The 25,357-nt window shown below is 52.8% G+C and carries 22 protein-coding genes and 1 pseudogene; 13 read left to right on the top strand and 10 right to left on the bottom strand.

The window, feature by feature from the left end:
- Positions 1 to 312: 312 nt before the first annotated feature.
- Together msrA and HAV38_RS16700 are read right to left on the bottom strand one after the other, a co-directional pair.
- Positions 313 to 1,038, bottom strand: coding sequence for a peptide-methionine (S)-S-oxide reductase MsrA (gene msrA / locus HAV38_RS16705; RefSeq protein ID WP_168056530.1), 726 nt, complete (start codon positions 1,036 to 1,038; stop codon positions 313 to 315).
- 342 nt (positions 1,039 to 1,380) lie between these two features.
- Positions 1,381 to 1,866 carry a MarR family winged helix-turn-helix transcriptional regulator gene (locus HAV38_RS16700; protein ID WP_168056529.1) on the bottom strand — a complete coding sequence of 162 codons (486 nt, stop codon included), beginning with the start codon at positions 1,864 to 1,866 and terminating at the stop codon, positions 1,381 to 1,383.
- 184 nt (positions 1,867 to 2,050) lie between these two features.
- Here HAV38_RS16700 and HAV38_RS16695 point away from each other — a divergent pair, with 184 nt between their 5' ends.
- Both HAV38_RS16695 and HAV38_RS16690 read left to right on the top strand, forming a co-directional pair.
- Complete coding sequence (locus tag HAV38_RS16695; RefSeq protein ID WP_168056528.1) at positions 2,051 to 2,197, top strand: hypothetical protein; 147 nt, start codon at positions 2,051 to 2,053, stop codon at positions 2,195 to 2,197.
- Positions 2,198 to 2,215: 18 nt separating this feature from the next.
- Positions 2,216 to 2,644, top strand: a pseudogene (locus HAV38_RS16690) (gluconate 2-dehydrogenase subunit 3 family protein); the annotation flags it as partial.
- Between the two features lie 148 nt (positions 2,645 to 2,792).
- On the opposite strand, the gene HAV38_RS16685 reads toward HAV38_RS16690, so the two are convergent.
- Entirely contained in the window at positions 2,793 to 4,553 is a 1,761-nt protein-coding gene (locus HAV38_RS16685; protein WP_168056526.1) for a glycosyltransferase family 2 protein, read from the bottom strand.
- 443 nt (positions 4,554 to 4,996) lie between these two features.
- Between HAV38_RS16685 and HAV38_RS16680 the strand changes: the two genes are divergently transcribed.
- The 5 genes from HAV38_RS16680 to HAV38_RS16660 all read left to right on the top strand — a co-directional run bounded on the left by HAV38_RS16680 (position 4,997) and on the right by HAV38_RS16660 (position 10,939).
- Positions 4,997 to 6,256: an MFS transporter gene (locus HAV38_RS16680; RefSeq protein ID WP_375791670.1), complete on the top strand. Its 1,260-nt coding sequence runs from the start codon at positions 4,997 to 4,999 to the stop codon at positions 6,254 to 6,256.
- 103 nt (positions 6,257 to 6,359) lie between these two features.
- Positions 6,360 to 7,190, top strand: coding sequence for a phosphogluconate dehydrogenase C-terminal domain-containing protein (locus HAV38_RS16675; protein WP_168056525.1), 831 nt, complete (start codon positions 6,360 to 6,362; stop codon positions 7,188 to 7,190).
- A 249-nt stretch (positions 7,191 to 7,439) separates the two neighbouring features.
- Positions 7,440 to 8,684, top strand: coding sequence for a ribulose-bisphosphate carboxylase large subunit family protein (locus HAV38_RS16670; RefSeq protein ID WP_168056524.1), 1,245 nt, complete (start codon positions 7,440 to 7,442; stop codon positions 8,682 to 8,684).
- The gene (gene oiaK / locus HAV38_RS16665; RefSeq protein ID WP_168056523.1) at positions 8,681 to 10,075 is read left to right on the top strand and encodes a 3-oxo-isoapionate kinase OiaK; all 1,395 of its coding nucleotides are present in this window, start codon (positions 8,681 to 8,683) and stop codon (positions 10,073 to 10,075) included. The genes HAV38_RS16670 and oiaK overlap by 4 nt, the downstream gene beginning before the upstream one ends.
- 156 nt (positions 10,076 to 10,231) lie before the next feature.
- Entirely contained in the window at positions 10,232 to 10,939 is a 708-nt protein-coding gene (locus HAV38_RS16660) for a transcriptional regulator NanR (protein WP_168056522.1), read from the top strand.
- Between the two features lie 59 nt (positions 10,940 to 10,998).
- Here HAV38_RS16660 and HAV38_RS16655 read toward each other — a convergent pair whose 3' ends face one another.
- Both HAV38_RS16655 and HAV38_RS16650 read right to left on the bottom strand, forming a co-directional pair.
- Positions 10,999 to 12,354: a carbohydrate porin gene (locus HAV38_RS16655; protein ID WP_245182405.1), complete on the bottom strand. Its 1,356-nt coding sequence runs from the start codon at positions 12,352 to 12,354 to the stop codon at positions 10,999 to 11,001.
- A gap of 433 nt (positions 12,355 to 12,787) precedes the next feature.
- Positions 12,788 to 13,885: a tartrate dehydrogenase gene (locus HAV38_RS16650; RefSeq protein WP_168056521.1), complete on the bottom strand. Its 1,098-nt coding sequence runs from the start codon at positions 13,883 to 13,885 to the stop codon at positions 12,788 to 12,790.
- Positions 13,886 to 14,202: 317 nt separating this feature from the next.
- Between HAV38_RS16650 and HAV38_RS16645 the strand changes: the two genes are divergently transcribed.
- Together HAV38_RS16645 and HAV38_RS16640 are read left to right on the top strand one after the other, a co-directional pair.
- Positions 14,203 to 14,514 (top strand): hypothetical protein, encoded by a 312-nt coding sequence (locus HAV38_RS16645; RefSeq protein WP_168056520.1) that lies wholly within the window; start codon positions 14,203 to 14,205, stop codon positions 14,512 to 14,514.
- Positions 14,515 to 14,808: 294 nt separating this feature from the next.
- Entirely contained in the window at positions 14,809 to 15,162 is a 354-nt protein-coding gene (locus tag HAV38_RS16640; RefSeq protein WP_168056519.1) for a PXPV repeat protein, read from the top strand.
- A gap of 163 nt (positions 15,163 to 15,325) precedes the next feature.
- Here the strand turns inward: HAV38_RS16640 and HAV38_RS16635 are convergent, their stop codons facing one another.
- From HAV38_RS16635 to HAV38_RS16615, 5 genes are all read right to left on the bottom strand, one after another.
- Positions 15,326 to 15,790, bottom strand: a complete 465-nt coding sequence (locus tag HAV38_RS16635) for an RDD family protein (RefSeq protein WP_221313789.1) — start codon at positions 15,788 to 15,790, stop codon at positions 15,326 to 15,328.
- Positions 15,791 to 15,893: 103 nt separating this feature from the next.
- Positions 15,894 to 16,940, bottom strand: coding sequence for an aldose epimerase family protein (locus tag HAV38_RS16630; RefSeq protein ID WP_168056567.1), 1,047 nt, complete (start codon positions 16,938 to 16,940; stop codon positions 15,894 to 15,896).
- A gap of 154 nt (positions 16,941 to 17,094) precedes the next feature.
- Complete coding sequence (locus HAV38_RS16625) at positions 17,095 to 18,024, bottom strand: ABC transporter permease (protein WP_168056518.1); 930 nt, start codon at positions 18,022 to 18,024, stop codon at positions 17,095 to 17,097.
- Positions 18,021 to 19,082, bottom strand: coding sequence for an ABC transporter permease (locus HAV38_RS16620; RefSeq protein ID WP_209216787.1), 1,062 nt, complete (start codon positions 19,080 to 19,082; stop codon positions 18,021 to 18,023). Before HAV38_RS16620 ends, HAV38_RS16625 begins: the two co-directional genes overlap by 4 nt.
- A 25-nt stretch (positions 19,083 to 19,107) precedes the next feature.
- On the bottom strand, positions 19,108 to 20,718 hold the full coding sequence (locus tag HAV38_RS16615) for an ABC transporter ATP-binding protein (protein WP_168056516.1): 1,611 nt from the start codon (positions 20,716 to 20,718) through the stop codon (positions 19,108 to 19,110).
- 589 nt (positions 20,719 to 21,307) lie between these two features.
- Between HAV38_RS16615 and HAV38_RS16610 the strand changes: the two genes are divergently transcribed.
- From HAV38_RS16610 to HAV38_RS16595, 4 genes are all read left to right on the top strand, one after another.
- Positions 21,308 to 22,144, top strand: a complete 837-nt coding sequence (locus tag HAV38_RS16610; protein ID WP_245182404.1) for an outer envelope protein — start codon at positions 21,308 to 21,310, stop codon at positions 22,142 to 22,144.
- Between the two features lie 220 nt (positions 22,145 to 22,364).
- Positions 22,365 to 23,450, top strand: a complete 1,086-nt coding sequence (locus HAV38_RS16605; RefSeq protein WP_168056515.1) for a BMP family ABC transporter substrate-binding protein — start codon at positions 22,365 to 22,367, stop codon at positions 23,448 to 23,450.
- A gap of 198 nt (positions 23,451 to 23,648) precedes the next feature.
- Positions 23,649 to 24,386, top strand: coding sequence for a GntR family transcriptional regulator (locus HAV38_RS16600; protein WP_168056514.1), 738 nt, complete (start codon positions 23,649 to 23,651; stop codon positions 24,384 to 24,386).
- A 424-nt stretch (positions 24,387 to 24,810) separates the two neighbouring features.
- Positions 24,811 to 25,278 carry a (2Fe-2S)-binding protein gene (locus tag HAV38_RS16595; protein ID WP_168056513.1) on the top strand — a complete coding sequence of 156 codons (468 nt, stop codon included), beginning with the start codon at positions 24,811 to 24,813 and terminating at the stop codon, positions 25,276 to 25,278.
- The last annotated feature ends 79 nt before the right edge of the window (positions 25,279 to 25,357 follow it).

The following is a 25,357-nucleotide window of genomic DNA, read 5'->3' as shown; positions in this document are numbered from 1 at the left end:
GTGCCAGGCACTCTGTTGCTAACGTTAGCCTGAATATTACTTCCAGCTAATACACCGATAAGAGCCGCACCAACCCTTTTTTCGCACCGCTACTGTGGCCGCTATTGACATTAGATACAGACAAGGATAAATGTTCCCTTCCAAAAAAGACAACAAAAAATTACCGTGGTAGTTACTGGGTTCGGCCCTTCTGTTACCGTGTTCGGCCCCTCTTTAAGCTCCGGCCGAACATTGTTTGAGAAATCTTTTTTGGATTTTTTAAATGTTCCGCGTCAAACCTAATTAACTAGCGTGTTTGATTAAAAAGCTGAATTAATACCCGCTAGCAACAGCCACGCTGGTATACAGCTTTGGGAAGACTTTTTTCAGATTCTCAATCTTTGGCAAATCGTTATACACAATATAAGGAAACGTAGGATTGTGAAGCAGAAAGTCCTGATGGTAGGCCTCTGCAGGATAGAAACTTTTTAGCGGATCTATGCGCGTGACGATGCTTCCGCTGAAGGCATGTGCTTTAGTGAGTTGCGCTATATATGCTTGAGCAATGTTTTTTTGCGCGTCATCCACATAGAAAATATTGGAACGATATTGCGTACCAGAATCTGGCCCCTGACGGTTAAGCTGGGTAGGATCCTGCGTCACTGAAAAAAACACCTGCAGTAGTTCGCCATAAGTCACTTCGGCGGGATCAAAAGTAATCTGGACCGACTCGGCGTGTCCAGTCTTTCCCGTACTGACCGTGTCGTATTGCGCGCTGTTCTTATCGCCGCCGCTGTAACCTGAAACCACCTTGCGCACGCCGCGCACATGTTCGAATACGCCTTGTACACCCCAGAAGCATCCGCCCGCAAACACGGCGATTTGCAGAGGACCTTTTATTTTCGCTTGGTTTACCGTGGGTGCTGCAATGATTACCGCCGACTCGGCAGCGTATGCGCATACTGGCCCTACGCTACCGGTGACAACGGCAACACCTATCAATAGCGTAGAAAGAATCCGCACAACGGGGGCGGCATAACGTGAGTGTGAAATGTTCATTTGATACTCCTATGCATTACCTGCTTATTGATAATTTTACATGCCACTTTTAATGACCTTATCTGTCACCAGACTAGCCCCTCTAAGCGATAGCGCAAATTATCCGCGCAATTTTAGCGCGACCGAATGCATGCAATACCACAAATCCATTGGCGTGGTGCCTGTCTCATCATAGCCGCTTCTTCCACGACCCATGACGGAGACACATATTGAGCAACGAAGTCGTCCGGCGTGGTCTGGAAATATAACGTTGGCGATGAAAGTGACACGGAGAATGGAGGAGCGCCATGGTCAAGAATGGCATCGGAGCAGAGGCATCTGTCCTTTAGGTTATCGCGGTGATTAATTGTCCGGGCTATTGTCGGGCGTGTCGGTAGGTAATATGCCCAATACCTCCGGCAACTCCAGCGCCGTCAGAAGCGCTCTCAAAACTGGTATCGCGCGCTCAAACTGTAACTGCTGATCTGCATCCAGATGATCGGCGGCTTTTTTGATGGCGATTGCACTTGTGCGGTCATAACGATTAAGCAGGTCACGCGCGCTAGCTGAAGGCACGAGCGTGACTGTGCGTAAATCAGCGGGTGACGGAATTCGCTCAATCAAATCAGCTACCTGCATAGCGCGTACCAAATTGCTGATAGTAGAGGGCGCGATGCGCAGACGTGCCGCGGCTTCACTGGGGCTCATGGCGCCTCTTTCAGCGGGCACTCTCAACAGCTCAATCTGTGCCTCCGGCAGGTCGGGTAGCGCTGCCGCCTCACGTGCTTTCTTCATCACTGCACGCCGCAAAGGCCCAAGCAAACGTGAAAATTCGGTAACAGTATCCATTTACCTATTGTGCATGATGCAATATTCGCCGTCAAATTAGGTTTGCATGCAAACCATTTTCCCTTATGATACTTTTGTATACAAAACTAGTTTTCACGTATATCTCCCCAAATATATTGGAATAACCACGCAATAATTATTGTGCACGGTAGTAAATAGCGAAACCATCTCTAAGGAACCTTGCATGAAAATTATCGGCATTTCCCCCACGCGTCGCCACTTTTTGCGCAATGCTGCGGCGGCAGCACCCGCCGTCGTCTTACTGGTTGGCGGCGCGACCGGTATCGCATCTGCGGTATCGAGCGCCCAAGATGCGTTCAAACCGACCTAATTTACCGAAGAGGAATGGGCGGTCTTGCGGACATTGGTTGACGGCCTGATTCCGGCGGCCCCTGAAGGTCCCGGCGTGCTGGAATCGGGCGTCCATGAATTTATCGATCTGCAAATGAACATGCCCTACGCCTATGGTGCACTTTGGTATATGCAAGCTCCCTTTGTGGTGGCGCCGGAACAATTCGGCTACCAGTTTCATATGAATCCGCGAGAAATGTATCGCAGTGCTTTGGTAGGCTTGACGATGGCGCCGTATGCAGCGTTGTTGAATGACGAGCAGGTAGCGCAAGTGGTCACCTATATTCAAGCTAGTTGGAGTAATACCGGCGGCGTAGCGAAAGCGGCGCAAGTGGCGAAGATACGCAAAATATCGGTGCCGGTGAAGGCTGTCACCGAAGCATCATTCGCGCCCGGACGCTCGGGCACTTTTGCGGCAAAGCCTTAAGTAAGAGGCTCGTTCAATCATCAAGCTAGGGAGAACGAAGGACAATTTTTTCTGGCGAGAATTTTTGGGCTAGTGGTGATTTTACTGGCGATTATTTGGTATCGCCAGTGGGGCGCTTTTCCCCTTAGGCGTCCCCATAGGCGTCCACCTAAGCGCTAGTTTCATGTTCACTAATTTTCGGGATGCCGATTTTGTCTGACTCTCTCTTATTACGCACATACGCTATGGTTACTAAGGGCGCGCAGGCGAACATAATGGCCAACAACCCGGCGATGAGCGAAAAATAACCGGGACATTTTTCTAATGACCACAACATAAGCAAGGTGGATGCCGTAGCAAGGACCGTTTCCGGAAGTGCTGTTCGGAGTACTTGCCACCCTGTGCTGTCGCGCCCCGTTTTGGGGGTTCGCAGAAATACCACCCTGCGGGAAACAAATGCGCAGATACAGGCCCAGGCCGTCACCCAGGAGAGCGACCAACCGACTGCAATGGTGCCTGCGATGACAATGGGCCGGGTATCATCTCGCGTTGCCAGCAATATGCACGCTATCGTGGTCCATACCTGAAGGAACAATGCAGCTAAAGGCAATAGTAATAACGCCTGCACTCTCACACTGCCATTCCCTAACATCACATCTCCCACCGCTAAAGTCAGAAGTCCAATGGAGGCCACGGGAACCCACGCTGCCAGATACTGGTTGGCAAGTCCCCAGAGAGAAAGCTGTTGCGAAAGGGTGAGCTGACCATTTTGCGGCAGTCCGAATAACAATCGCCAGTGTTTTCTGAAAATATGCATCATGCCAAGTGCCCAGCGAAAGCGCTGGCGGCGCAATCCGTTAAAATCGAGCGGCATAATTCCTACACCCTTCACCCGATCATCATAGAGACCAAGCCAGCCGTTGCCTAAAAGTCGCACCGATACTTCCGCATCTTCGGTGCACGAAGTCTCGTCCCAAAAACCGGCTTCTTCTATCGCCGAGCGCCGGATCACAGCCATCGTACCGACGCAGATAACACCATTTACCTCTCGACGTCCGGGCTTGCGCGTCTGGTAATATTCTTCGTACATATAAAAAACGCTTTCGCGAAAACGAGAACCTCGCCAGCCGTGGTAACTTTGGGGCGTCTGGACAAATGCGACGCGGATGTCTGCGAGCTGCCTCACCACCATTTGCAAAAAATCAGGCGCGACAAGATAGTCTGCATCCACTATTGCAACATGCTCGACCCAGGATGGCAGACGACGAATGCCCTCGTTCAGCGCGCCCGCTTTGTGCCCCGGCCAATTGTCCAGATGCATGAATGCGATACGGTCCCCGTACTCTGCACAAAAATCCCGCACCGGATGCCAGGTCAGCACATCAGGCGTGTTGTTGTCGATAACCTGCACCATCCATTTGCCGGGATAATCCTGCTGCATTAATTGGCTGATGGTGTTGATAACCATCTCCGGCGGCTCGTCATAGGCCGGTACCTGAAAGCACACCCCAGGCCATGTTGCGGGTGGTTCGCATTGGCGTATTGCGTCCCGGACTGGGAACCTTCTCCTCCCCAGAAACCAAACCAGATCCAACATCGATGCCGCCACGATCAAAAAGAGAATGCAGCCGACACTTGCAAATAAAGCCACCCACAGCTCCTCAGGGAAACTCTCTGCCCGCAGAACAATATTTACCGCATACCAGACGACGGCAATAGCCGCTTGAGCGACGCACACGACATACGCGGGCGTCCAGCGAAACCACGTTCCCGTCTTGCTAAGGAGGAACGTTGTGCAGATCAATCCCAGACTGCAATAACTCGGCAAATTTTGGTTGTATACCGCTAACCAGTACAGCCAGCCAACCGCAGGTAACATTGTGAGCAAAACTGCTGCCGAGTGGTGTCCCGGTGAGCGCTTGTCGAACATAGTTATTAATTCCAATGAAAGTGCAAAGTCGTCCGGTCGCGCATTCCGCAACAACCTTTTTCTCAACCAAGTAAGGGCTTAAGTTTTCCATAAGAAATATTTTCTTGATACTGCAACTTTTTGTTAATTATTTATAAATTTTTGACCCCTTACGTCCAATATCAATATTAAAAATACAATTTAAAACCTTACGAACATCCTCGCGGCAACCCTGCATGCTAAAAATAACTTGTATCAACTCAATTCACAGTGGTATGCTCGTTATACCAGTTGAGATGCCGGAGTTTATATCGTCGTGTCGGACGATATCGCCCCAATACCCCCTATTAAAAATAATAAAAATTAATCAACGTAAGGAGACAGTTGTGAATACCGCAACCAATGCTATCGAAAAATCCGCTATCAGAAAGGTATCGCTACGGCTGGTACCTTTTGTAGCGTTAATGTTTTTTATCAACTTTTTGGACCGCACCGCGATTTCGTTTGCCGGTCCTAACGGACTGAACAAAGATTTAGGTCTGACCGCCGCGCAGTTTGGTTTTGCGGCGGGGGTGTTTTTTGTCGGCTATATTTTTTTGGAAATTCCTAGCAATCTGGCGCTCTATAAATTTGGTGCACGCCGTTGGCTGGCGCGCATCATGGTCACGTGGGGCATCGTCACGCTGCTGTTCACCTGGGTCAGCAGTATTCCTGAACTGTATATATTGCGGGTTTTGCTGGGTATCGCTGAAGCCGGATTTTTCCCGGGCGCGATTCTATTTCTCAGCTTATGGGTACCGGCCAAACATCGCAGCCACATCCTTTCGCTGTTCTATCTGGCGCAGCCGCTCACCATCGTGATCGGCGCGCCACTAGCTGCATGGCTGATGAGTGCGCATGGCGCGTTCGGGCTAGAAGGCTGGCGACTGATGTTCTTCGGTGTTGGTGTTCCGGCGATTGCAGTCGGTATCGTTGCCTGGTTTTATCTGGCCGACAAACCCGCGGATGCCAAATGGCTCAACGCCGCGGAAAAAAACTGGCTCACCACTGAGCTGGCAAAGGAAGAGCAGCACAAGGAAGGCTCGCACAATCCGTTTGCTCTTAAAGCCTTGCTGGATAAACGTGTATGGGTCATGGCGCTAATTTACTTCGGCCTGATTTACGGTTTATATGCGTTGGCGTTCTTCCTGCCGACCATCATCGGCGGCTTTGAAGGACAGTTCGGGACCAAATTCAACGTCGTCCAAAAAGGCATCATCACCGCCGTGCCTTACCTTCCCGCCGCTGCCGCACTGTTTCTGTGGAGTCGCGACGCGACGCGCCGCGGCGTCAGAACCTGGCATGTTGGGGTGCCGGCGCTGGTTGGAGCGATCAGTATCCCGCTCGCCCTGTTCATGCAATCCCCGGTCGCGACTATCGCGGTCATCACCGTGACCGCATGTGCAATCTTTTCAGCACTGCCGACCTTCTGGTCCATCCCCGGACGCTTTTTGTCCGGTGCTGGTGCTGCTGCCGGGATCGCACTGATTAATACTATCGGCAACATCGCGGGTTTCGCCGCACCGTATGTTACCGGCGCGGTAAAGGACGCTACCGGCTCATATCAGGCTCCCATGTTCATCGTTGGCGCATTGATGCTGCTATCGGCGGTGCTCGCCTTCTCGCTCACTACGTTGGCTAAACCAGCTGTTAAAAACAACCCTATCGGCATGCATAAGGCTTAAGCATAAATACGGAATTAAAGTCTCCGGTACTCGTGAAGTAGTCCCCAGGCAACACTCTCGCTCTACTTCGACCTTATTATATTTAACCAAATTGGAGTTAATCATGAACGAAAGAATCGCGCTTTTCGGTGCTGGCGGCAAAATGGGTGTGCGTCTGGCTAAGAACTTGCAGTCGTCCGACTATCAAGTCTCGCACGTCGAAGTCGGTGCTGCCGGACAAAAGCGATTGAAGGACGAACTGGGCATCGATTGCGTCAGTGTTGACTCGGCGTTGGATAATGTCGATGTCGTCATCCTGGCCGTCCCGGACACATTAATCGGCAAGATTGCCACCGAGATTGCCCCTAAATTGCGCCCCGGCGTCATGGTCATGACGCTTGACGCGGCGGCACCGTTTGCCGGCCATCTGCCAGTGCGACCGGATCTGACCTACTTTGTTGCGCACCCTTGCCATCCGCCGATCTATAACGATGAGACGACAGAAGAAGCCCGACGTGACTACTTTGGCGGCGCTGCGGCCAAACAATCCATCACCAGCGCGCTAATGCAAGGCCCGGAAGAAGCCTTCGACCTCGGCGAAGCAGTAGCGAAAGTCATCTACGCCCCGATCATGCGATCATATCGTCTGACAGTAGACCAGATGGCGATATTAGAGCCTGGCCTGTCCGAAACCATCTGCGCCACGTTGCTGTCAGTGATGCGCGACGCGATGGACGAAACCGTCCGCCGCGGTGTCCCAAAAGAAGCCGCACGCGACTTTCTACTAGGCCATATGAACATCCTGGGCGCCGTCATTTTCAACGAAATCCCCGGTGCTTTCTCAGACGCCTGCAACAAAGCAATCGAATTCGGCAAACCCCGCCTGATGCGCGATGACTGGCTAAAAGTATTTGACCGCGATGAAATCAGCGAAAGTATTCGTCGGATTACGTAAGCAGTAAAATAAGTTTAAGAAGTAAATGTTGTGCACCATTCATGCGATTGCACGCGATAATTGGATCGCACGAATGGTCGCGATAAATACAGGCTGACGCAAATCGAGCGGGTTACAGCGCCTAATGAACAAAGGACTTCCGCAAACTCGTCCCAGCAAGGCGTGCCGACGAAGGCAGTACGCTAGTACGACTAGGAAAGCACAACGCAGTGGGGGCGACTTTGCGGGAGTCCGATTAAAGGAACAAAAGTGGGTGAGCGGATATATGCCAGTTACTGGCTAGAAACAGGAGACGATCCCGCCCGTGCGGCAGAGGTGATCGCCGGTGAACAATCTAGCGGCACGTTTATCGCGCTGCCGTCCGAAACCCCCGCGCTAAAAGCACGCTCGGGCGCGCGGGTAGAAAAGCTTGAGGTGCTGGACGTAGTGGCCGCGCCAAGTCTGGCCGGAGGCATGACATCCAACACCTACAGTCGTTGCAAGCTTGAACTGTCATGGCCGTTAGAAAATATCGGGCCATCGTTACCCAATTTGATGTCCACGATTGCTGGCAATCTTTTTGAATTACGTCAGGTATCGGGCCTGCGGCTGACTGATCTTGAACTGCCGTCCGCGTTCGGTACCGCTTATCCGGGCCCGGCGTTTGGGATCGAAGGCACCCGCAAACTGACCAACGTTCAAAACGGCCCGTTGATCGGCACCATTATCAAGCCTAGCGTTGGTCTGTCTGTCGCTGAGACTGCGCATCACGTGCATGAGCTGGTGACCGGCGGCATTGATTTTATTAAAGATGATGAGTTGCAGGCCGACGGCACCTATTGTCCTTTCGACGAACGTGTACGCGCCGTGATGCGCGTGGTCAACGACAATGCTGAACGCACTGGCAAAAAAGCCATGGTCGCATTCAATCTAACCGGCGATCTGGACGAGATGCGGCGGCGGCATGATTTGGTCTTAGCCGAGGGCGGCACCTGCGTCATGGTGTGTCTGAACTCGGTCGGACTGGTTGGTTTGCGCGAACTGCGCCGTCATTCGCAATTGCCGATCCACGCCCATCGGGCTGGATGGGGCTATTTGAGCCGCTCGCCGCAATTGGGCTGGGACTTCGCGCCGTGGCAAAAAATCTGGCGTCTTGCCGGTGCCGATCATTTGCATGTCAACGGCCTGCGCAACAAATTCAGCGAGTCGGATGAAAGCGTCATCGCCGCAGCGCGCTCGGTGCTAACGCCCGTTATGGCCAGCGCACCAATGATCGCGATGCCGGTATTCAGTTCCGGCCAAACCGGCTTGCAAGCTGCCGATACCTATGCGGCACTTGGTTGTGCCGATCTGATCCATACCGCAGGCGGCGGGATTTTTGGTCATCCAAGCGGTGTCGCGGCAGGCGTTGCTGCGCTGCGCGAAGCGTGGGTTGCTGCAATCGCAGGCGTCCCACTGACACAACAGGCGGAACGTAGTCCGGCCTTGCGCGAGGCACTGGGATTCTGGCAATGACGATTTCTGCACCCTCCACCGCATGGCCCGATGGCTTGCTACTGGCCTACTACGGCGATGATTTCACCGGATCAACCGATGCGATGGAGGCGATGACCGCCGCTGGCGTACCGACCGTGCTGTTTCTGACACCGCCTACCGCAGCGATGCTGGCGCGGTTTCCAGACGTGCGTTGCATCGGATTGGCCGGTTCTTCCCGCGGTCGCAGTCCGGCATGGATGAAGGAGCATTTACCGGCCCTTTTTGCGCGTCTGGCGGCGTTGGGCGCACCGATTCTGCAATACAAAGTATGCTCAACCTTCGATTCTTCGGCCGAAACCGGATCAATCGGTTGTGCGATCGATCTCGGCGTACGGCATATGCCCGGTCTTTGGTCTCCCATGATTGTCGGCGCACCGCGTTTAAAACGCTATCAGGTTTTCGGCAATTTGTTTGCTGCCGTAGATGGCGTCGGCCATCGGCTGGACCGCCATCCCACAATGGCGCATCACCCTGTCACGCCGATGGGCGAAGCCGATTTGCGCCTGCACTTGGGCCAGCAAACCGCACGCCGTATCGCATTGATCGATATGGTGGTATTGCAGCAAGGCAGTGAAACCGCTGATGCAGTATTAAGTACGCGTGCGGGTGCCGACACACCTGTCGTGCTGATTGACGTCCTGGATGACGCAACCTTGCTCGCCGCAGGACGCCTGCTGTGGGAGCAACGCGGCGAAGGTGTTTTCAGCGCTTCATCCTCCGGTTTGCAGTACGCACTTGCCGCGTATTGGCGTGCGCTGGGATTGCTGCCGCAACAGGCCGGTTTGCCCACGGCAGAAAGCGTAGCGGCGATAGCGGTGGTGAGCGGCAGTTGCTCCCCCGTTACGGCGGGACAAATTCGCTGGGCCCGTGAAAACGGGTTTCATACCGAACGGCTGGTGCTGGATCGCGCTCTTAATCCGAGCATGCGCGATGCGGAAATCAATCGCGTAGTAGACAGCGCCAGCGCCGCAATACAACGCGGTATCAGCGCTGTCGTCTATAGCGCCGAAGGACCTAACGATGCCAGCGTACTGGGTTTTGACGCAATGGCAGCCACAGCCAAGCTAAGTCGCGCTGACGCTGCGCGCTCGGTAGGCACCGCGCTGGCCGAGGTCATGCGGCGTTTGCTCGATCAGGCAGATTTGCAACGCATCGTCGTAGCAGGTGGCGACAGTTCGGGCGAAGTCGCCAGCGCACTCGACATCAGCGCGCTCAGTGTGATCGCTGGTTTGGCACCGGGCGCGCCGTTATGCCGCGTCTGGTCGGATAATCCACGCCGGGACGGATTACAGATTGTGCTGAAGGGTGGGCAAATCGGCGGTGACGGGTTCTTTGGGGAGGTGGTGGCGGGAAGGCCGATAAATACCTAAGAATAAAGTGAATCCTAAGACTGATGTAGTGCGCATATTTGCATAAACCGTAACCAGCATAAGACTACGTCATCGTAGGAGCGCCAGACTGGTATGGTATAGTCAGCACCTCACTTTGCTTGTCCTCTTTTTCTTTACGTCGCCTTCACGCCCTCCATGACCGAAATCATTCCTCGCCGCAAGCTCTATCACGAAGTCCTGGATCGTCTGATGGAACGGATTCGTTCCGGGTCTATTCCGCTAGGGGCGCATTTACCTTCGGAGCGCGAATTGATGGAACTGTACGGCGTGGGACGACCAGCCGTGCGGGAGGCGCTGCAAGCAATGGAGCGCTCGGGTATCGTCGAAATCGCCCACGGTGAGCGGGCCAGAGTAGTGGTGCCGACGGCCGAACAATTGATCGGGCAGATTGCTGGTGGCGCGATGCATTTATTGCGTACACAACCGGACATGCTGCAACATCTCAAAGAAGCACGCATCTTTCTGGAGACCGGCACCGCCAGATTGGCCGCCGAGCGGGCGACCGATGAACAGGTTGCACGACTTCGACTTAAAATAGTTCAGCATCGCGCCTCGATGGTCAATCTGGAGGAATTCATTGATCGCGACATGGAATTTCACTGCGAGATTGCGGCGATCAGCGGGAATCCTATCTTCCCTGCAATCGTCGAATCCATGTTCGGCTGGGCACGCGAATATTATCAAACCATGGTGCGTGCGCCAGGAGCAGAAGAACTAACACTATCCGAACACCAGCGCATCATCGACGCAATTGCTGCACATGACGGCGATGCCGCTGCCGAGGCAATGCATAGCCACCTCAACCGTGCAAACGAACTTTATCGACGCTTCGTGCAAAGTTAAGGTTCGCTTAACTCACACGACAAACCAGTAACCGGGACGCCGAATGAATCCATAGCGGTTTAAAACTCAGCGTGCAACCGTACCGTTGCCACGTTGACTGGACCGCGATCAGCGTTATACGCCGGGTTAGCAATACGTTGATAATCGAACATCAAATAAGTGTCTTGGATGAGATGGATGTTGTAGTACATCTCGACAATTTTTTCGGGTTTGTAATTCAGTTGCCCGTCGCCAATAAAAGCGCCAAGGCCGCCTGAAGACAAATAATCGCGGTGCGCTTTGCTTAGTCCGTTCTGCGCCACGGCCAGACCGACAGTATCTTTGGAGCGTCCCCATTGCTCGCCTTTGATTGCTACGCCAGCGGTCACCGAACGTTCGATCTCGGTAAAAGAATAGGTTTCGGTCTTGCCATCGTTGCGACTGGCCCGGGCAAATAGTCCGATATCAGAGCGCAGAGCGTGCTCCAGACTTACACCGTAACCGACCTTGAAACTATCTTTGCGCACGGCAGCGACCGAGGGAATACCACCGTTCGCTGCGGCGTTCGCATCGCTAAAACTTCCCATGTTTTCTTTGTTGCGGAATACCAGAAAACGTATTTTTCCGGATTGATTCGCTAGCGTGTAGCCACGTTCCAGCTCCACTTGATCGCCATAGAAATTTGCTAAGCGGGTTTCCAAAGGCTGACCGTTCGACATGATCGGCACCATAAATCGACCATAGCGGAACGCCCACTCATCGTAATAATATTCGACCGCCCCGCCCCACGTATAACCGCGCGCGTCGCCAGCATAATCATAGGCACCGTAAGTTAAAAACGACCAATTCACAAACTGCGTCCGGGCGTCATGCGCATAGGCGTTGTTATCAAAAATGTCTGTCACGCTCACGTTACCAAGTGTGAATACCAGCCGCCGTTTATCGACCATACCCGCCAGTTGATTCTGGCCGGATTCCACCGGATCTGCGCCACCACCGAAATCGAATGTCTGACGCAAAAACAAGCGCGCACGGTAGAATTTTGGGTTGGGACCGCTAGTTTTTTGCTGCTCGCTATTGGTCATGCCACCTAAGCCGTGCAAGCCGGATAGCGGCACGGCCTGGACCATTTCTGGATTGAAATACAACTCCGCACCGCCCCAAAGCCGCACCCCAAAATACGCAGTGGCGGTCAAGGAATAGGCTTTTTCACGCTGCGGCAAAAGGCTATTCGCGCCACTATAGGGGGCATCGAACGAAGGCTTGCGTTGCCAGATGTAGGTCGATTGAAATTTTGCGTTCCACGTCTCGGCGGGAATGATTTTTTCGGATTCCTGCGCAACTACGACTGGCTCCTCCTGTGCCTTTGTCAGCAATGGAATAGCAATTAGCTGCGCCAGCATGAAGCCGATGACATTCTTTTTATTTATAAACATGGGGCCTCCAGGAAACAGGGCGAGTTTATTGCTCGCTATTTTTTTAGTCAAGGAAGCAGGCGGCTCAAAACCACGCATGTGCGGATATTGTTGCGTCACGACAACGACATAATGGCGTAGCATCTTCATGCTACAAATGTCCCTGTCGCTTGCATAGGCAAGCCGGGCAAGCGCATTCGGTGATTCGATACCGACAAAGATGTACGGCGGCGAAGCGTTAGTATTTTTAGGGGGAAGCCCGGTGCAACTTAAGATGAACATCAGGAGAACGTCGCAATATGATGCAAGGTTCTGGCGCAGTCGCACCGAGCGGGCACTTAGCGCCTTAGCCGCCGCGTACGCGTCATGTCATCGCTAGCTAAGGATTAGCTGGGAGCGGCCCGCCGCCGCCATACCCAAACCGACATTCTGGTCAAGCGAGGCGGGGCCTGGATTACGCGGCGTCGGTGACCAGCGCTGCGATAGCTACGCCAATCTCAGTCGTGGATGCATTGCCGCCCATATCGGCGGTATGCGGCCCGGTCGCCAGCGTGGATTTGATCGCAGCCACGATGGCGTCGTGGGCTAACCGGCATTGTCCGTCACTGTCGTTACCACCGAGGAAATCGAGCATCATCGCACCAGACCAGATCATGGCGATCGGATTGGCGATGTTCTTGCCGTAGATATCCGGTGCCGAGCCGTGCACTGGCTCAAACAGCGAAGGAAAATCGCGCTCCGGATTCATGTTTGCGGAGGGTGCCAGGCCGATTGTGCCAGTACATGCCGGGCCGAGGTCGGACAGAATGTCGCCGAACAAATTCGACGCTACTACCACGTCAAATCGTTGTGGCTGCAATACAAAACGGGCGCAAAGAATATCGATGTGCTGCTTGTCCCAGGTGATCTCCGGATACTGACCGGCCATCTCGGCAGCGCGCGCGTCCCACCAAGGCATGGAGATTGAGATACCGTTGCTTTTGGTGGCGACCGTGACGTGTTTGCGCGCACGGGTTTTTGCCAGTTCGAACGCAAATTTCAGTACACGATCACTACCGCGACGAGAAAATATTGACTGCTGCATCACGATTTCGTTAGGCGTGCCCTCATACATGATACCGCCGACCGATGAGTATTCGCCTTCAGTGTTCTCACGCACGATCATCATGTCGATGGGACCGGCACCACGATCGGCCAGCGGACTGCGAACGCCTTCAAATGTCTGCGCCGGGCGCAAGTTAATATATTGGTCAAATTCGCGTCGAAACTTTAACAACGAACCCCATAGTGAAATATGATCGGGGACGATGTCGGGCCAGCCCACCGCACCGAAGTAAATGGCGTCCATGCCCGATAATTGCGCCTTCCAGTCGGTAGGCATCATGTTGCCGGTTTGCGCATAATAATCGCAACTGGCCCACCCAAATTCGGTGAATTCCAGCGTAATGCCAAACCGCTTTGCGGCAGCCGTAACAACGCGTAAGCCTTCCGGCATGACTTCTTTACCGATGCCATCGCCTGCAAGAACGGCGATTTTGTATGTGGTGTTCATAGATTGCTCTCCTGGCGTGGTTGACGCAAATGCGTCTTTAGGCGTTAGGCCGAACTCGGCTACTCCGGTCTGGGCCTGACATATTCTTGAATGTTCTGGGAACAACTACGTAGATGATAAATGTTCGCTTTGTGTAATGGGGGCCAAATAGCAGTGTTTATTGTGAATCGAATAAACCGGCGATATAAAATCATTCCGCGCCTGACCGATACATTGTAACGGGTTGTAATGAACGTCAACGCTATCATTGCTGCCGTCGTTAATATCCTAACTCCTCAAGAATCACTTGAGGCATTTAAACACTCGACGGGATACAAATGAAAAAATTACATGCTGCTTTAATCGCTGGTTTGTTTGTTACTACTGCCTTTGCACAAGCTGCGTTGCCAGCGTCAACAATCGGTGCCACGACATCGACTTCGATATCTGCTAGTCCGGATATCAAGGTACCGAATGCCGTCGTCGCTGCAGACACAAAAGCAAAGGCTGGCGTAGAGGACACCAAAAGCGATGCCTCAACAGCCGTCAACAAAATGAAGTCGCATCACGCATCGGTCAACTCGAAAGCCAAAGCAAATGCCGGTGATGCAGACGTCGATGCAAAAGCAGGTGTTTCGTTAGGGAAGTAATCAAGTAAGTTGTCAGCAAAATAGACGGGCGCGGCCTACATATTGTCCGCTAAGCAATGATAAAATTGGTCGATGCGTCGACTAATCGACAATTGCGGCACCCAACAGCGTTATTGGCGCGACCCGTCTTGTTATATTCCCGCGTATTTCCGATTATCTTTCTGCTTATATGGCGTTGCCCGAATAAGTGAAGTCAGTCGTTTTATTGACGGCTAGTCCGACCGTAATAAATATTTATTCAGTGCAAAAATTGCCCTGAAAGGTGCTAAAAAGCATCAAACCGAAGGAAAAAACATGAAAAAAATTATCAGCATTGCAGCTGGCCTTCTTGCAAGCGCCGCTTTATTGATGGCAGCAAGCCCTGCGATGGCGCACGTGGATGTGGGTGTGAATATCGGTTTGCCGGGTATTTTCGTGGCCCCCGAACCTGTTTATGTTCAGCCCGAGCCGGTCTATATTGCGCCGCGCCCTATATACGTCCAGCCGCGCCCTGTCTACCTGCAACCTCGCCCAGTGTATATAGAGCAACAACAAGAACCGGAATGGCGTGGACGTCAATGGCAAGAAAACCGTTTTCGCGAAGATCGTCGTGATTACCACCGTGGCCACCACAAGGGTTGGAAGGATGAACATGATGATGACGATTAAGCAAGCTCGAAGCAATGGCGCAGCATTGGAAATGGTAAGTACTTACGCCACTAAGAGGCGATACCGAGTCTGATCAACAGACTCTCCGTCGGGAAGCTTTTGTACGGTTTATTCGGGCGGGTTGCCACGCAGGCACCCGCCGGTTTAATACATCTTTCGGCGATTAGACGCCAAATTGGACCGGTTCGGTCCCTCTGTTTCTCTTCCTGACTACAACCGTCCCGGCAATCTTGTCGTGCCATCCTTGTTTTCTTTTATCTATACCGACCCAGATAAAACCAATACAAAAGACAAAAGCAGAAACGTAGTAACCCACGTAGCGAATGATGTGCTGCTTCATGCTGGGAGGCGCACCTGTCGCGGCATCGACAATGGTCGCGCCGATGACCATCTTGCCCGGCGTCGCATGCTTTGCGGTCCAAAATACGATAACAATGGCAGCAGGTAATACATAGGCAATCAGAATATTCTTAAAGCCAGTAAATGTGACACCCTCGGCCATTTCCATGCGTCCGTAAATGGCGAATGATATCGCAAAGACAACGATCATCAACAGAACGGTATCAATTAAACTAGCCCAGACTCTTGCCCAAAATCCTACGTATTCAAGCTCAGTCGAAATAATCATATGTGGACTCCATGCGGGTTAAGGGTAAGCAGCGCAGTCCCACCAGCGACCCTGCGTTGACCGTGCGTTATTAGCAAGTTGCTCGCAGGATTGTCCCACATTTTCAATCCCGTACGCTTAATCTATACACCGTTGTTTGCCGGTAGATTTGACCGGGGCGCAATATCACCGCTTCGGCATCGGGGCCGTTGATCTGATCCGGAAAGGCCTGCGCCTCAAGGCAAAAACCATCATGCACCGCATACGGTTGTGCGCCACGCCCTACGACGCCATCCAGAAAATTACCGCTATAAAATTGCAGACCGGTTTCGGTGGTGGCGACGGTTAACGCACGTCCCGAGCCAGGATCGTACACCTGTGCGACCTCGCGCAATGCGCCGTGCATCATTCCTTCATTCCAATGCAGGCAGTAGCAATGATCAAACCCACCTGCCAATCCAAGTTGCGCATCGGACGACGCCAGGCGGGGACCGATAAGCGAAGGCTGGCGAAAATCAAAGGTGCTGCCCGCGACCTCCGCGCGTTCCGTCGGGATCAATCTTTGGTCCACCTTGAGAAAATAATCTGCATCAATTGAGAGCATATGATCGCTGATATCGCTACACCCGCCATTGAGATTGAAGTAGGCATGCGACGTCAGGTTGACTGGTGTCGGTGCATCCGTGATCGCCTGATAATCGATGGTGAGTTCACCCTCCTCGTCAAGCCGATAGCGCACCTCAACCTGAAGATTACCGGGAAAACCGGCTTCACCGTCTTTAGAAGTGTGCCGCAACCGCAAGCCATTATTGTCAACATGCACGTCCCATAGCGCCAGATGAAACCCAGCGTCACCCCCGTGTAAATGATTGGTGCCATTATTCCGGTCCACCAAAAAATCGGCACCATCAAGCATGAAGTGCCCATCAGCTATCCGGTTAGCCCACCGCCCGATCAGGCCACCGAAAAATGGTAGGTTGGTGACATAACCTTTGGTGTCCGGATAGCCGAGCAAGACATCCGCGATGCGACCGTAACGGTCCGGCGCATGCCACGAGATCAGCGTGCCGCCGCGATTACTGATAACAACGCGCATATCGCTGGCATTGCGCAGCGTATATAGAATCTCGCCGGTAGCGGTTTTGGTACTGGAAACAGGGAGTTGGATCATGTTTGGAATTAATTGAGGTGTTCTGATGAATATGCCATCGAACATCCATTATCTCCGATCCAGACATCGTTGCCATTTTGTACCAAAGAAAATTTAATGCCATTTCCAAACAATTGTGGTTCACGCCTCATGCACGACAGACCACAAAATTTCATCAAGCATCAGGATGAAAACTCCGCCCCAGCGACACCGGCTGATTCAGCAGAATAGTCTTCGGATCGCGGCAAATAATCACCAGCACCACTATGGTCGCGATGTACGGCAGCATCGACAACAGTTCCGACGGAATGCCCAATCCAAAACCTTGTGCGTATAACTGCAGCACTGTGACGCCGCCGAACAGGTATGCGCCGCAGACCACGCGCAAAGGTTTCCAGGTGCCGAACACTACCAGCGCCAACGCAATCCAGCCTTTGCCCGCGGTCATGCCTTCCACCCACATTGGGGTCTGCACGATGGAAAGATAAGCACCCGCCATGCCTGCGGTTGCGCCGCCAAACATCACTGCCAGATAGCGAATAAAAATCACAGGATGACCGATGGCATGCGCGACGGTCGGGGATTCGCCTACTGCGCGCATTTTTAATCCTGCATGGCTTTTGGTCAAAAACCAGTATACCGACGCGCACAGCACGAGTGAAAGATAGACCATCACGTCATAGTGGAACAATAACTGACCAAGCACTGGTAACTGCGACAAAACCGGGATATCGATGCCTTTCAAACCCTGAATCGGCGTGCCAGCCAGATCATGGCCGAGGAACGCTGACAAGCCGATGCCGAATAGCGTGAGTGCTAACCCGGTAGCAACCTGATTGGCTTGCATGGTAAGCGTGAGAAAAGCAAAAATCAGCGACATCGCGACGCCTGCGGCAGCGGCGGCGACAAAGCCAGCGGTGGCGCTGCCGGTCGTCAATGCGGCGGCGAATCCGGCGACGGCACCGACCAGCATCATGCCTTCGATACCGAGATTGAGGACGCCTGCTTTTTCAACGACGGTTTCACCGATTGCGGCGTAAATCAACGGCGTGGCAGCAATTACCGTACTGGTGATGATGGGCAGGATCGGGCTGGCGGCATTCATACGGCTTCCTTGATGACTGCGACAGAGGCCTGTGAGCGAACAACATGCACATTTTTTAGACGGAAAGTGATGAACAAATCAGCCGCCAGCAAATAAAACAGCAGCAATCCCTGAAACAAGCCGGTGATGGCGGATGGCAGGGCCATTTGCATCTGGGCCGATTCTCCACCCAGATATAACAGCGACATCAGGAGCGCGCCGAGCACGATACCGACCGGATGCAGGCGTCCGATCCACGCGACGATGATGGCCGCAAAACCGTATCCGGGAGAAATTTGCGCTTGCAACTGTCCGATGGGGCCTGCTACTTCGCATAGTCCGGCGAGTCCTGCGGTGCCACCGCTGATGAGCAGTGCCACCCACACATTGCGTTTGTTGGAGAATCCCGCGTAGGCTGCGGCAGCTGGTGCGAGACCGGCGACCTGCATGCGGTAACCGGCGAAGGTTTTGCTAGAGAACAACCAGGAAGCAACGGCCAGTAGCAACCCTAGGACGAAGCCCCAATTAGTGCGCGCACCTTCGATTAACAGCGGCACCAGGTGGGCGTCGCTGAAAGTTTTGGATTGCGGAAAATTAAAGCCCATCGGATCGCGCCACGGACCATGCACCAGATACGACAGAAGCAATTGGGCGATGTAGACCAGCATGAGGGTAACCAAAATTTCACTGGTATTAAACCGGTTGCGCAGGAAGGCAGGAATCGCCGCCCATGCCATGCCACCCAACGCACCCGCGACAAACATCAGCGGCAAGACCCAGATTGCGGTGCTGTCACCGAGCCATAACGCGACGCCGCCGCCAGCAATCGCGCCCATGGTGAGCTGGCCTTCGGCACCAATATTCCAGACATTGGCACGAAAACCTAGCGCCAATCCTAGTGCGCATAACAGCAAAGGCGTGGCCTTCAGCAGCCATTCACCAACGCCATACAAGGTGGTCAGCGGTTTAATAAAAAAAACATAAAACGCTTGTTCTGGATCCTTGCCAAGAATGGTAAAGATGATAATCCCGGTTAGCAGCATGGCCGCCGCCGCGATCAACGGTGAGGCAACGCGCATCAGCGGCGACGGATCCGCCCGCCGTTCAAGTTTGAGCAAGATGACTCTCCTGTTTAATCTGTTTGTTCAGTTGATGTGAGGCATAGCGATCAGTGCCGGAATCCGGCGGCAGACCGTCAAAATTGCCGCTCATCCAGTTACCGATCTGCTCAATATTGGTGTCGGCGAGTCGTACCGCTGGCGATAACCGACCGGCGGCCAATACGCAAATGCGGTCGCTGATGGTGAACAGTTCTTCAAGCTCTTCCGAAATCACCAACAACGCCACGCCTTGCAGACGCAAATCTATCAGTGCCTGCCGAATCAGTTGTGCCGCCCCGACATCCACGCCCCATGTCGGCTGCGCAATGATCATCATTTTGGGATTCAGCATGGTCTCGCGACCGACAATAAATTTTTGCAGATTGCCGCCAGACAGACTGGACGCCACCGATTGTTCGTCACCGCATTTGACGCCGAAACGCGTTATCACATCGCGCGCAAACTGACGTATGGCACCGTGTTGCATCAGGCCTTTGCGTACCAGGCCATGACGGGCGCCTGTCAATAATACATTTTGGGCGAGGCTCATGGCGGGTACTGCGCCACGTCCCAGCCGTTCTTCCGGCACAAAGGTCAAACCGAGTCTGCGCCGCTGGGCCGGATGTAAATGGCCGACCTGTTCGCCCATTAACGTAATCATCGGACCTTGTGGACTGAGACTTTCGCCCGAGAGCGCTGCCAGCAATTCTTTCTGGCCGTTGCCGGATACGCCCGCGATGCCCAGTATTTCGCCGCTTTTTACGGCCAGACTAATGGCCTTGAGCGTGGTTCCAAACGGATCGATGGTCCCGAGCGATAGCTGATCCAGCGCCAGTCGGACTTCTCCGGTGGCTTGCGGCGTCAAATGGCATTCAGCCAGCTCGCCGCCAATCATCATGCGCGCAAGACTATCGTTGGTTTCATTTTTTGGCGTAGCAGTGCCGCTGACACGTCCGCCGCGCAAGACGGTGGCCGTGTCGCACAAAGCCCGAATCTCATCAAGTTTGTGACTAATATAAAGAATGCTGCAGCCTTCCGCCGCCAGCTGACGCAAGGTAGCGAACAAGACCAGCACCGCTTGCGGCGTCAGCACCGATGTCGGCTCATCCATAATCAGCAACTTTGGTTCCTGCAACAGACACCGCACGATTTCAACGCGCTGGCGCTCACCCACCGACATGCTGTGGACCAATCGATGCGGATCAATCGGCAGACCGTATTTTTCTGAGACTTCGGTAATCCGCGCTGCCAACAACGGCGGCGCCATTTGCCCGTCTAGCGCCAGAGCAATATTCTCAGCGACGGTCAATGTCTCGAACAATGAGAAATGCTGGAACACCATGCCGATACCTAACCGCCGCGCCTGCGACGGGCTGGCGATATCAAGGTAACGACCCTCCCATAAAATGCTGCCCTCATCCGGCTTGGTCACGCCATAGACGATCTTCATGAGCGTGCTTTTGCCCGCGCCGTTCTCACCTAACAGGGCATGAATCTCACCGGGTCGCACACTTAGGCCGATGTCGTCGTTAGCAACGACGGAAGGATACCGCTTGGTGATGCCGGTCAAGACCAGGCGTGGCGGCAAATCAAAATAAACCGGCAGTTGGTCCATTGGAATAATCCGTAAAAATATTAAAAAGCGGTCAGCAGCTTGTTCCGCGTCTACGCGCACATAGGAGACCTGCAATTGTCATGCCAGTACGGTCAAAGAGAGTTATTCCCTGGGAGAGAAACGCCGTCGACAGTCGATCTCTGCCAAGCGAATTTCTTCCCTGAAAAATAAATTCTTCATCGTTGGTTAAATCGAGAGGATGATCAAAATTAATTTAATTTTGTCGACAAAATTGTCGCTAATTGACGGCAATATTTTGACGAAAAGTGTCACATAACTTTGCACCTCCATCCGACTTCGCAATAGTTTACGCACCGCAATAGTGCAAATCTCCGGGCTACTGACCAAAATAAGGCAAATATGCATAATTTCTGCACCGATACTCATCATAAGGAATTGATACCGTATATGCATAAACAATTTTCTACTATGAGCAACGATTGTCTACAATTGGCACAAGAATTGCTGGCAATAAAATTATAGACATCAGCAGTTTGATTTAACGCTGCAATCTCACACGCATTATCGCAATGAGGAGAAACGGGGCTCCTTAATTCCTTTTTTGGTTATCAACACTTCTGGAAAAAAAATGGCAAAGCAAGCAGCAATGAAAATGGGTAAATTGGCGGTCAATGCGTTGACAGTGGCAGCGGCGTTGGTCAGTGTTCAACACGCCAGCGCAGCAGAATGGAGCGACACATCGATCGGCTATCGCTACGGTACGCAATTTGCTGAGCCGTACGTCGGTACCGGCATCGCAAAAAGCATCATCAATCTGACCCATGCCAGCGGTTACAAATATGGTACTAACTTTTTCAACGTCGATCTATTGCAATCCAACAGCAAGGATAGTAACGCGCAAGAAGCCTATATCGTCTATCGCAACACACTTGATCTGGGCAAAGTTTCAGGCAAAAACCTGTCCTTCGGCCCCGTTCGCGGCCTGGGCGTCACTGCCGGTTTTGATTGGAACACTAAGAACGATCCTGGTTATGCTTCCAAAAAACGTATGCTGGTATTGGGACCTACGTTGATGATGGACGTGCCAGGTTTCCTTAACATCAGTTTGCTGTTAATACAGGAAAGCAATCAGCCAGTTGGCATCTCCAGCCGTTACACCTACGATCTGCATCCTATGTTGAGCGCAGCCTGGGGACTCCCAATTGCTTCGACCGGATTCGCGTTCGAAGGATATGTGAATTACATCGCAGCCAAGGGCACCAATGAATACGGTGGCGGCACAGCGCCGGAATTGAATTTTGATGGTCAAGTCATGTACGACCTCGGCACGCCAATGGGAATGGGTAAAAACACTTTGCGCGTTGGTGTTGAATACCAATACTGGCGCAACAAGTTCGGCACACCATCAACTGTGCGCGGTTCTTTAGCAAAAACGCCAATGATCCGGGCCGAATACCACTTCTAAGAACCCGTTTGCAATTTGCAACGAGCGGGCGTCAGTTGGCTATAAATTAGCTAAAGCGCGCGAAGAAGCCAAAGTAGTCCTAAAAACTATGCGGCTTTTGAGCGCACTTTAACCCTGACAATCGATCCTGCGACAGGTTTTTTATTTGCCTGAGCAGCTTTTTGTCCGGTTCTCCGCAAGTCAGCATACGGAAACCGGATTCACGTAAAAGGAGTTCACGATGTTTAGATTACGTTCCACATTAGCGGTCATTGCGGCAGCTACCGGTTTGACTTTGGGCGCGCTTCCCGTTGCGCAAGCTGCCGAGCCGCTGAAAGTGGCTTTTGTATATCTGGGGCCAGTCGGTGACGGTGGCTGGACGTTTCAGCACGATCAGGGACGACGCGCCTTAGAGAAAGAATTCGGCAACAAAATCAAGACGACTTTCGTTGAAAACGTGCCGGAAACAGCGGATGCTGAACGCGTAATTCGCCAGTTGGCGGTTGATGGTAACCAAATGATCTTTACTACGTCGTTTGGCTATATGGACCCGACGATGAAGGTCGCAAAATCCTTCCCTAAAGTCCATTTCATGCACGCCACCGGCTATAAAACCGCGGCCAATGTCGGCACGTATCAAACGCGCTTTTATGAAGGCGCTTATTTGCTCGGTATGATCGCAGGAAAAATGACGAAGTCCAATACATTGGGTTTTGTCGGTTCGTTTCCGGTCCCGGAAGTGGTGCGCAACATCAACGCCTATACATTGGGTGCGCAGAGCGTCAATCCTAAGATCAAGACCAAAGTCGTATGGGTAAATACCTGGTATGACCCGGGCAAAGAACGTCAAGCGGCAGAAACATTGGTAGCGCAGGGCGCTGATATGCTGGCACAAAATACCGATTCACCAGCCGTGGTTCAGGTTGCTGAAGAAAAAGGTGTACACGCATTCGGTTGGGATACGGACATGGCCAAGTACGGCCCTAAAGCACAACTCACCGCCAATACCGAAAACTGGGGTGTTTATTACATCCAGGAAGTTAAGAGCCAGTTAGCGGGTACCTGGAAACCGGCACAGACCCTGTGGGGCATCAAAGAAAACCTCGTTGTTCTCTCGCCATTGAATGCCTCGGTACCAGCGGATGTGGCCAAGCTTTTTAATGAAAAGAAAAAAGACATCGTCGATGGCAAACTGGTGCCGTTTGCAGGTCCTCTGAAAGACAATACCGGTGCAGTAAAAGTCGCGGCCGGCGCAGTAATGCCTATGAACGATCTGATGGGAATTAACTGGCTGGTTGCTGGTGTAGAAGGTTCATTGCCTAAGTAAATATAACTTGGACTTACGCAAAGTTCCCCCAGCCGCGTAGTGCTTCCCTAGCCGTACTTGCGTACTGTCTTGGTCGGCAGGATTGACAAGCTCGTTGCGGGGACGGTTTTGCGTAAGTCCTGCCCAGGGTTATTGAACTTTAAACATACGTATCGGCACAAAGAGAATGTGACTACGACTTTTTCCAACGCGAACAAAATGAACAAACCCGTCAAACCATTGCGCCTCGCAAGTATTGCAGCCACCAAAATCGCGCCGTCCAAACCCCACACCAATGCCGAAGAGCGTATTTACCATGACGTCTACGACGCCATCATGGAACATCGCTTACCCCCGCGCACCAAGCTGACAGAACAAGTCCTGTGCCAAATTTATGACACGGCGCGGCATACAGTGCGCAAGGTTTTAAGCCGTCTGGCGACCGAAGGTCTGGTTGAGCTGGAGGCCAATCGCGGCGCGTTCATTGCCAGCCCGACCACCGCTGAAGCGCGGGACATGTTCGAACTACGCAAGATCATTGAACACGCGACACTAGATAAAGTCGCAAAAAGCGTCACGCCGAAGCAATTGGCGACACTGCGTAAACTGGTCGATGAAGAGCGGGCTGCCTATGTTAACGGAGACCGGCCACGCTGGATCCGATTGTCGGCACAATTTCATCTGGAACTGGCCGCACTGACCGACAACGTCTTGTTGGTGGAAGTGTTGCGCAAGCTGGTGTCGCGCACCACGTTGCTAATCGCAAAGATAGAAGTGCCGGGTCAAAACGCCTGTTCGTTTGACGAGCATGAGAGTGTATTGCTAGCGCTGGAAAGCGGCGATGCAGCGCAGGCGCAGGCCCAAATGGCGCATCATCTGCATAATTGCGAGGAGCGCGTGCAACCGGAGCAATCATCGAATTTTGATTTGCGGGCGGCCCTCAGCAAGACGTTGTAAATCGCGATAGAGTGGTGGGGTGGAAAAATCGACGCAGTAGACGCGGTCAACTCTTAGGATCGGCTACTCACCGATTCCGCAAATCACACCCGCTGTAAGTTCGCCCGCATGCCCCATTCCAGAGGCCAAAGCAGTGCCGGCAGCCTCATCCCCGCCCTTTTTGGCGGATTCAAAACCGGTTCTCGGTTTTAGAGTACTCTCCTCGTATTGATGAAAAGAAAGTTTATACATCCATCAACTCTGTCGACTTTCCAGACGATAAGCCGATCCTTTCGCATTACAACCAGCTACGCATTACCCAGGTTTGAGGGCGCACCCAGTGACATAAGGATGCGTCAAAAAGTACGGCGCATGGAAAACATGCGCAATCGAAGATGTCGTCTGGATTCAATGCAATACAAAATTACTTAAAGAAAGAAACACAATGGTCAGCCTGAACATTAACGGCAAAGAAACGCACATTGACGTTCCTGCCGACATGCCTTTGCTATGGGCATTGCGTGATGTCGCCAACCTTACCGGTACCAAGTTTGGATGCGGCATGGGATTATGTGGCGCTTGCACGGTCCATCTGGATGGTGCTGCAATCCGCTCGTGCATCACCCCGATTTCTGCCGCGACCGGCAAAAAAATCACCACCATCGAAGGCATTGATGTTGACCATGCCAGTCATGTTGGACAAGCAGTGCAGGCAGCGTGGCGCAAGCTTGACGTAGTCCAATGCGGCTATTGTCAGTCGGGCCAGATTATGTCTGCAGTATCGCTGTTGAGTCAGAACAAGCGGCCTACCGATGCCGATATTGATCAAGCCATGACCGGCAATATTTGCCGCTGCGCCACGTACGTTCGCATTCGCGCGGCGATCCACGAAGCCGCCAAGACGCTGGCATAATCCAGGCAAAAACAGGACACCAAGATGAAATCCATAGATCGCGCATTCCAGACCGCAGCGTCTCAGTTCACGTCACCGG

Source organism: Glaciimonas immobilis (assembly GCF_011947285.1).
GTDB lineage: Bacteria > Pseudomonadota > Gammaproteobacteria > Burkholderiales > Burkholderiaceae_D > Glaciimonas > Glaciimonas immobilis.
Note: the sequence above shows the minus strand (reverse complement) of the source record. Positions and strands in the feature narration are given on the sequence as shown.

Excerpts from the sequence above, each read along its gene's own strand:
- msrA (WP_168056530.1), bottom strand. The coding sequence starts at position 1,038 with ATGAACATTTCACACTCACGTTATGCCGCCCCCGTTGTGCGGATTCTT.
- HAV38_RS16700 (WP_168056529.1), bottom strand. The coding sequence starts at position 1,866 with ATGGATACTGTTACCGAATTTTCACGTTTGCTTGGGCCTTTGCGGCGT.
- HAV38_RS16695 (WP_168056528.1), top strand. The coding sequence starts at position 2,051 with ATGAAAATTATCGGCATTTCCCCCACGCGTCGCCACTTTTTGCGCAAT.
- HAV38_RS16685 (WP_168056526.1), bottom strand. The coding sequence starts at position 4,553 with ATGTTCGACAAGCGCTCACCGGGACACCACTCGGCAGCAGTTTTGCTC.
- HAV38_RS16680 (WP_375791670.1), top strand. The coding sequence starts at position 4,997 with ATGTTTTTTATCAACTTTTTGGACCGCACCGCGATTTCGTTTGCCGGT.
- HAV38_RS16675 (WP_168056525.1), top strand. The coding sequence starts at position 6,360 with ATGAACGAAAGAATCGCGCTTTTCGGTGCTGGCGGCAAAATGGGTGTG.
- oiaK (WP_168056523.1), top strand. The coding sequence starts at position 8,681 with ATGACGATTTCTGCACCCTCCACCGCATGGCCCGATGGCTTGCTACTG.
- HAV38_RS16660 (WP_168056522.1), top strand. The coding sequence starts at position 10,232 with ATGACCGAAATCATTCCTCGCCGCAAGCTCTATCACGAAGTCCTGGAT.
- HAV38_RS16655 (WP_245182405.1), bottom strand. The coding sequence starts at position 12,354 with ATGTTTATAAATAAAAAGAATGTCATCGGCTTCATGCTGGCGCAGCTA.
- HAV38_RS16650 (WP_168056521.1), bottom strand. The coding sequence starts at position 13,885 with ATGAACACCACATACAAAATCGCCGTTCTTGCAGGCGATGGCATCGGT.
- HAV38_RS16645 (WP_168056520.1), top strand. The coding sequence starts at position 14,203 with ATGAAAAAATTACATGCTGCTTTAATCGCTGGTTTGTTTGTTACTACT.
- HAV38_RS16640 (WP_168056519.1), top strand. The coding sequence starts at position 14,809 with ATGAAAAAAATTATCAGCATTGCAGCTGGCCTTCTTGCAAGCGCCGCT.
- HAV38_RS16635 (WP_221313789.1), bottom strand. The coding sequence starts at position 15,790 with ATGATTATTTCGACTGAGCTTGAATACGTAGGATTTTGGGCAAGAGTC.
- HAV38_RS16630 (WP_168056567.1), bottom strand. The coding sequence starts at position 16,940 with ATGATCCAACTCCCTGTTTCCAGTACCAAAACCGCTACCGGCGAGATT.
- HAV38_RS16625 (WP_168056518.1), bottom strand. The coding sequence starts at position 18,024 with ATGAATGCCGCCAGCCCGATCCTGCCCATCATCACCAGTACGGTAATT.
- HAV38_RS16620 (WP_209216787.1), bottom strand. The coding sequence starts at position 19,082 with ATGCGCGTTGCCTCACCGTTGATCGCGGCGGCGGCCATGCTGCTAACC.
- HAV38_RS16615 (WP_168056516.1), bottom strand. The coding sequence starts at position 20,718 with ATGGACCAACTGCCGGTTTATTTTGATTTGCCGCCACGCCTGGTCTTG.
- HAV38_RS16610 (WP_245182404.1), top strand. The coding sequence starts at position 21,308 with ATGGCAAAGCAAGCAGCAATGAAAATGGGTAAATTGGCGGTCAATGCG.
- HAV38_RS16605 (WP_168056515.1), top strand. The coding sequence starts at position 22,365 with ATGTTTAGATTACGTTCCACATTAGCGGTCATTGCGGCAGCTACCGGT.
- HAV38_RS16600 (WP_168056514.1), top strand. The coding sequence starts at position 23,649 with ATGAACAAACCCGTCAAACCATTGCGCCTCGCAAGTATTGCAGCCACC.
- HAV38_RS16595 (WP_168056513.1), top strand. The coding sequence starts at position 24,811 with ATGGTCAGCCTGAACATTAACGGCAAAGAAACGCACATTGACGTTCCT.